4 protein-coding genes are annotated in these 6,000 nt (G+C 72.3%); 3 read left to right on the top strand and 1 reads right to left on the bottom strand.

Going from position 1 to position 6,000, the window contains the following annotated elements:
* Window positions 1-362 precede the first annotated feature (362 nt).
* Genes ACFZAT_RS32720 through ACFZAT_RS32710 form a run of 3 tightly spaced genes read left to right on the top strand, consistent with a single transcriptional unit; the run spans window position 363 to window position 4,002 of the window.
* Window positions 363-2,888 (top strand): Helicase associated domain protein, encoded by a 2,526-nt coding sequence (locus tag ACFZAT_RS32720; RefSeq protein ID WP_391269455.1) that lies wholly within the window; start codon window positions 363-365, stop codon window positions 2,886-2,888.
* Window positions 2,888-3,187: a hypothetical protein gene (locus ACFZAT_RS32715; protein WP_391269453.1), complete on the top strand. Its 300-nt coding sequence runs from the start codon at window positions 2,888-2,890 to the stop codon at window positions 3,185-3,187. The genes ACFZAT_RS32720 and ACFZAT_RS32715 overlap by 1 nt, the downstream gene beginning before the upstream one ends.
* A complete protein-coding gene (locus tag ACFZAT_RS32710; RefSeq protein ID WP_391269451.1) occupies window positions 3,184-4,002 on the top strand; it encodes a hypothetical protein in 819 nt (272 codons plus the stop codon). Before ACFZAT_RS32715 ends, ACFZAT_RS32710 begins: the two co-directional genes overlap by 4 nt.
* A gap of 127 nt (window positions 4,003-4,129) precedes the next feature.
* On the opposite strand, the gene ACFZAT_RS32705 is transcribed toward ACFZAT_RS32710, so the two are convergent.
* Entirely contained in the window at window positions 4,130-5,764 is a 1,635-nt protein-coding gene (locus tag ACFZAT_RS32705) for a replication-relaxation family protein (protein WP_391269450.1), read from the bottom strand.
* Window positions 5,765-6,000 lie beyond the last annotated feature (236 nt).

Raw genomic sequence — 6,000 nt, 5'->3', positions numbered from 1 at the left:
GGTGAGGAAGTACGGGGGCCGGCCTCTCGGGGCGGGCGTACGGATTGAGGGGCCGTCAAGGTCACTCGGGGGCTTGCAATAAGGCAAGACTAACAGCTTTCGGCCACGTTAGGGGGAATCTCGGGATTCGGTGTGTCTCTTTTTTGGTAGGGGGATAGACTCTGGACTCAGAGCACCCCACCCCGGAGCGCTCCGAGAGGTTTTCGAGATCCACCACACGGCCCGACCAGTGATCGGTGAGGCAGAGCCACAAGCCGACCGCGCCAGTTCGACCCTAGCTCTCCACAGGCTCTCTAGGTGCAGGTTTCCCGTTTCCCGCCGCTCCAGTCGACCGGACGGCATCCACGAGAAGGCAGACGGATATGTCGACCACTAACCGCGTTGACCAGCGCGAGGCAGCCCAGCGAGAAGCCATTGACGCGGTCGTGCGCGCCCTCGAATTGCCTGCAAGATCGCTTGTGCCCGAGCGTGGGCTTCGGACACAGGTGATCATGGCGACCGGGTCCGGGAAGACCCGGGTGGCGGTCCGCAGCGCGGAGGAGCTCCACGCGGGCCGTGTGCTGGTGCTCGTGCCCTCGCTGGACCTGCTCGCCCAGACCGAGGCCGCGTGGCGCGAGGGGGGCCGCCGGGGGCCGATGATCGGGGTGTCCTCGCTGCGGGGTGAGGAGGTGTCCTTCCCCAACACCACGGACGTGGACGAGCTGGTGGAGTGGACGCGGGGCCTGGAGAAGGTGACCGTGTACGCCACGTACGCGAGCCTCGGGCTGGGCACGCTGGAGCGGGCGCACGCCGGGGGCCTCGCAGCCTGGGACCTGATCGTGGTGGACGAGGCCCACCGCGTTTCGGGCCGGATCGGGAAGCCGTGGGCGGTCGTCCACGACAACCAGAAGATCCCGTCCCTGCGCCGCCTCTACATGACTGCCACGCCGCGGCTGTGGCAGCTCGGGGACGAGGACGAGGCCGGCGCCCCGGGCGAGCTGGTGGCGAGCATGGAAGATGACCCCGAGGGCCCCTTCGGCAGTCGCTGCTTCACCCTGACGCTCTCGGAGGCCATCGACCGGGGAATCTGTGCCCCCTACCAGGTCGTATGCGTGGACGTCACCGACACCGCCCTCCAGGCCGCGCAGCTCCTGGGCGCCGAAGGCCGCTCGGCAGAGGTCCGCGGGGCCCGGCTCGCCGCGCTCCAGACCGCGCTGGTGAAGGCGTCCGCCGAAGAGGGCTTCCGGCGCACGCTCGTCTTCCACCACGTCGTCAAGGAAGCCGAAGCGTTCGCGGCCGGCCTTCCGGACGTCGCCGCGCAGCTGCACGCCTCCGACCCCGCGCTGTACCCGAAGACGATCTGGGCGGACTGGCTGTGCGGCGACCACAAGCCGCTCCACCGCCGCCGGCTCCTCGGGGAGTTCGCGGCCGGGATCGCCACGGACGGCACCGTCGTGGAGAAGTGCTTCCTGTGCTCGGTGAAGGTCCTGGGCGAGGGCGTCGACACCAAGAACTGCGACTCCGTCTACTGGGCCGACGTCCGCGGCTCGATGCCCGACCTCGTCCAGGCCGTCGGCCGGGCGCTGCGGATGCAGCCGGGCGAGGGCAAGATGGCCAGCCTGGTCGTTCCGGTCCTGCTCGGGCCCGGGGAGACGGCCGACAACATGCTCACGAGCCGGGCGTTCGGCGGCCTCGCCAAGCTCTTGGAGGCGCTGCGAGCCCACGACGCCAGGATCGTGGAGACCCTCGCGGAGCAGCAGGCCCCGAGCCGCTACAAGCCCGTCAGCAAGGACACCAGCGCGAAGAGCACGGGCGGGAGCGGCGACGGCTCCGGAGGCGTCAGCGCCCCTGCCAAGGCCCTGCTGAAGTTCAGTACGCCCCGCGACCCGGCCGCCCTCGCCGCGTTCATCAACCTGCGCGTCCTCAACCCGGAACACGAGCACTGGCGGCGCGGCGTGGAAGCGGCCGTGATCTACGCCCGCGTGCACGGCGACCTGCGGGTGCCGTTCACGTTCCGCGTGCCCGCCGCCGTCGACGGCCAGGAGGCCGAAGGCGAGGGGTGGCCGGCCTCGCTCGCGGGCTTCCCGCTGGGGCAGTGGACCGCCGATGCGCGCCGGTTCTACGCCCGCGACGAGATGGACGAGGACCGCGTCGCCCAGCTGGAGAAGCTCGGCATGATCTGGTCGCACTTCGACGTCGCCTGGGAGGAGGGCCTCACGGCCGCGCGCGGGTGGGCTGCCGAGAACGGGCACCTCCTGGCGCCGCTGGACGCCACCTTCCAGGGCGCGGCGGTGGGCATCTGGCTCAAGAACGCGCGGGCCGCCGCCCGGAAGGCCGCGGAGAACGAGCGTCGGCGTGCCGAGGGGCTGCCGGTTCAGTCGTCGGCCGGGGCGCTGTCGACCGAGCGGCGCGAGCAGCTGGAGGAGATCGACGCCTCCTGGTGCCCGGCCTGGCCGGTGACCTGGCAGCGTGCCTTCCACCTGGTGCGGATGCACCTGGACGCGGGCGGGACGCTGCCCACCGAGGCGGGCGACGTCGTACGCCAGGGCGAGGACCTGGGGCGGTGGGTGCAGTCCGTGCGGTACGGGTGGGACCAGCTCACGACCGTGCAGCAGTGGATGTGCGAGCAGGTCCTCGGGATCGAGCCCGCGCCCGAAGAGGAGAAGCCGCAGCGGCCCCGTACGCAGGCCGACAAGTGGAACGCCCACCTCGGTGCCGCCCGGCAGTTCTTCGAGCGCGAGGGGCACCTCAAGGTGCCGCGCAAGCACGTGGAGACCGTGCTCTCCGAGGACGGCCAGGAGGACCAGTACCGGCTGGGGGCGTGGGTGAACAACCAGCGGAGTCGGGCCGCCGGGCTGTCGCCGGAGCGGGTGGAGCAGCTGTCCAAGGTCGGGATGCGGTGGTCCTGATGGTGGACGTCGTCGTCATCGCGGCCGCCGCGCTCGCGGCTGGCTATCTGCTCGGACGGCTGCGCCCGTGGCGGCGGGCGGGTGACTGGGCAGCCGATCAGGTCCGCCACGCCGGGGCGTGGGTCCGGGGCGGCGTCGTGCGGCAGGCCGTCGTCGTCCTGGTCCACGTCGTCTCCGCGCCGCTCACCAGCTGGCGCATCATGCGCACCCCCGCCGCCGACACCACGGTGCCGGTGCCCGTACGCGATCCGGACTGGGTCGCCCACCGCACCCGAGCAGACAAGGGAGGCACCCCGTGAGCACCGAGCAGCACGACGCCGACGCGTACGGCCAGGAGCTGGCCGCCATCGGCCACCACCAGCACGAGGCCACGGCGGCGCGGCTGACGGTCTTCCAGGCCCTGGCCGCCGTCGGGATCGGACACGAGCAGGCCGACGACATCGTGGCGAAGCTGGAGGCCGGGGCGGTGGCCGGCGCCCATACCTGGATCTCCGAGAGCAGTCCCCCGCACAAGTCGGAGCCGCGGTTCGAGGACGGCTGGTTCGCCGGGGTCCGCGACGTCGCCAGCTACCTGCTGCGCATCGCCGACACCACCGCCCACGCGGGGCGCGGGCGCGCCGCCTCCAGCGCCATGCTGCTCGCCCACGTCCAGCAGGCGGCCTCCCCCGCCCCGCAGGCGACGACGGCGGACGAACCCGTCCCGGCCCCGGTGCCGCCGCTGGAGGCGACGGACGTCCTGGCGGCGGCGGAACGCTTCCCGTGGGCGGTGGCCGCGCCGGGGACACGCCACTGGCCGGACGGGTCGGACTTCCTGGACGCCGCGCTGAGCGCGGTGGCCAACGACGAACGCGCGGGGTACATCGAGCGCCTGGAGGCGTTCGTGGAGGACCACCGCGCCCGCCTGGAGGAGCTGCTGCGCGCGTACGGGCCGGGCAGCAGGCCCGCCTCGCACGGCCGGTACGCGCTGGTCGGTCAGCCCGAGACCCTGGTCATCCTGGAGCGGATGGAGGCCGCGCCGTTCCTGCTGCGCGGTCGGTGGGAGGAGGAGCTGGAGACCGTCTTCCTGGACGACCTCGAGTTCGCGTGGGGGCCGCGCATCCGACTCAGCCGGTGAGCAGCCGGGAACGAGCAGCGGGGCCGGGCAGGGTGATCCTGTCCGGCCCCGCTGTCGTCGGGTCAGCCGAACCGGCAGCCGGGCGGCAGACCGGTACGTGTACCCGGCCGCCGGCGGCGTCCCCGGCTCAGCGGCGCAGGCGCGAGAGCCAGCCGGTGGCCTTCTGCTCGGGCACAGCCGGCTGCTGCTCCGGCTCCGGCTCGGGCGGCGTCAGGCCCCAGGCGTCGTACCCGTCGGTCTCGTGTCGCTGGTTGCAGGTCCCGCACAGCGTCGGGTGGGGGTCCTTCTCGCCCCAGCCGGTGATGCGGTCCGCCTCCTTCCACCGTTCGTCAGTGAAGGCCGCACCGCACTGAGAGCAGCGAGGGCGCTCGGTCCTCCACCGGAATTCGTGAGGGTCCACGTCCGTGTGCGGCTGCTCCTGGCGCCCCCGCGTCCCGGCCGCCGGACTGGCGGCGGCCGCGGTGGCCGTCTGCTTGCAGCCGTCGCACAGGCTCGGGTGGGAGTCCTTCGGGGTGCCCCAGTCCTTCGGCTGTACCGCGTCCCAGCGGGCGTCGGTGAACTTCGTCCCGCAGCCGGTGCACACGGGGCGACGGGCCTCGCGCTCAGCGGCCTGCTTCGCCGCCTGCTCCTGTGCTGCCCGCCGTCGGTCTGCCTGGTACGCCGCCGCCCGGGTCCTGGCCTCCTCTGCCTCACGGGCCTGGGCAGCCTCGAAGCGGGGGTTGCCGATCGCCTCCAGGAGCGGCTGCGGGTGAGCACGACCGAAGCGTGCGAACACGGCGCCGGACGGGCCGTGCTCGCGGAGGTTCTTCAACCCGACCGCGATGATCGGGATCTTCCGGTCGTAGAGATGGTGGCCGCCCCGCTGCCGCTCCCCCTGCCACAGGTGACGGGTCAGCTCTTGCAGGCGCGGGACGGTGCGGTTGGGGTTCCGCTCCCCGATGTGGTTGAACACCAGCAGCACCGGCGGGTGCGGCGCCTCCCCGTACGGAGCCTCGGGTGCGGTCCAGCGTGTGCGCCACATCGGGCGCTCCTTGCCGTCGGTGTCCTTCGCCTTCCGCTTGAAGAAGCGTGCGTACTTCTCCAGCTTCGCAGCGAGCTCCTCCGCGGTCTCGTGGCAGTTGTCGACCTCGATGAACAGCAGCGGCACCCCGTCCTGCGGGGCGGTGAGCACGAGGTCGGCCTGGGCGCCGCCCTTGCCGGGCGCGTTCCAGGTGCCGGTCGCCGGCAGCGGGACCTCGGTCCAGTACGAGGCGATGGTGCCGATGCCGTCCGGTCCGTCGACGGCGGCCTGGGCGGCGGCCTGGACGTGCGGCGGGTCGTCGGCGAGCTTGGCCATGTTCGGCTTCGGGCGCAGCATCGCGATCACGGTCTCGTTGACGGCCATCGGGTGAGAGGCCCCGCTGGAGCCCGCGCCGCGCGCGGTGGAGCCCATCTCCGTCACCGGGCGCCGCAGCTCGTAGGAGGCGGCCTCCAGGCCCTTGAGGGTCAGGTTGCGCAGGGAGTCGCCGGTCTCGGTGGAGCCGCCGTTCTCCGACAGGCCGTGCTTGCGCATGTCGGAGAGCGCGCCCGTGTGTGAGGCGGTGCGGGCCTGCTTCCGCTTCGACGGGGTCGCCTTGTCGGCGTGCCGGTGAGTCAGGTGCGGGGCGCCGATCCGCTGGATCTGATCAGCCGTGGCCACCTTCAGCGCTCCGAGCACGCGCAGCACGTCGCCGCGATAGCTGTTCGTCGACCCCGCCGGGTTGGTCTTCCGCTTCCCCGTCATCAGCCCTGCTCCCTCTCCCTCGTTGCTCGCGACCGGCCGCCGACCGACCGCCGCGGCTGCTGCCGCTGGCCGCGCCCGGCCTGGGAGGGCGTCCGGGCCCCCCGGAACCCGATGATCTCCTCCACTACAGACATATAGAGGAGATAAGAGGGTTGTGACGGCGCGTTTTTCGCGCCGATTATGCCTCTGACTAGGGGTTTTCCTTCGTGCGGGGGTGTCGGGCTCCAAAGGGGGTT

Origin of the sequence: Streptomyces sp. NPDC008163 (genome assembly GCF_042956885.1) — a bacterium.
GTDB lineage: Bacteria > Actinomycetota > Actinomycetes > Streptomycetales > Streptomycetaceae > Streptomyces > Streptomyces drozdowiczii_A.
This window is presented reverse-complemented; position numbering and strand designations above follow the sequence as displayed.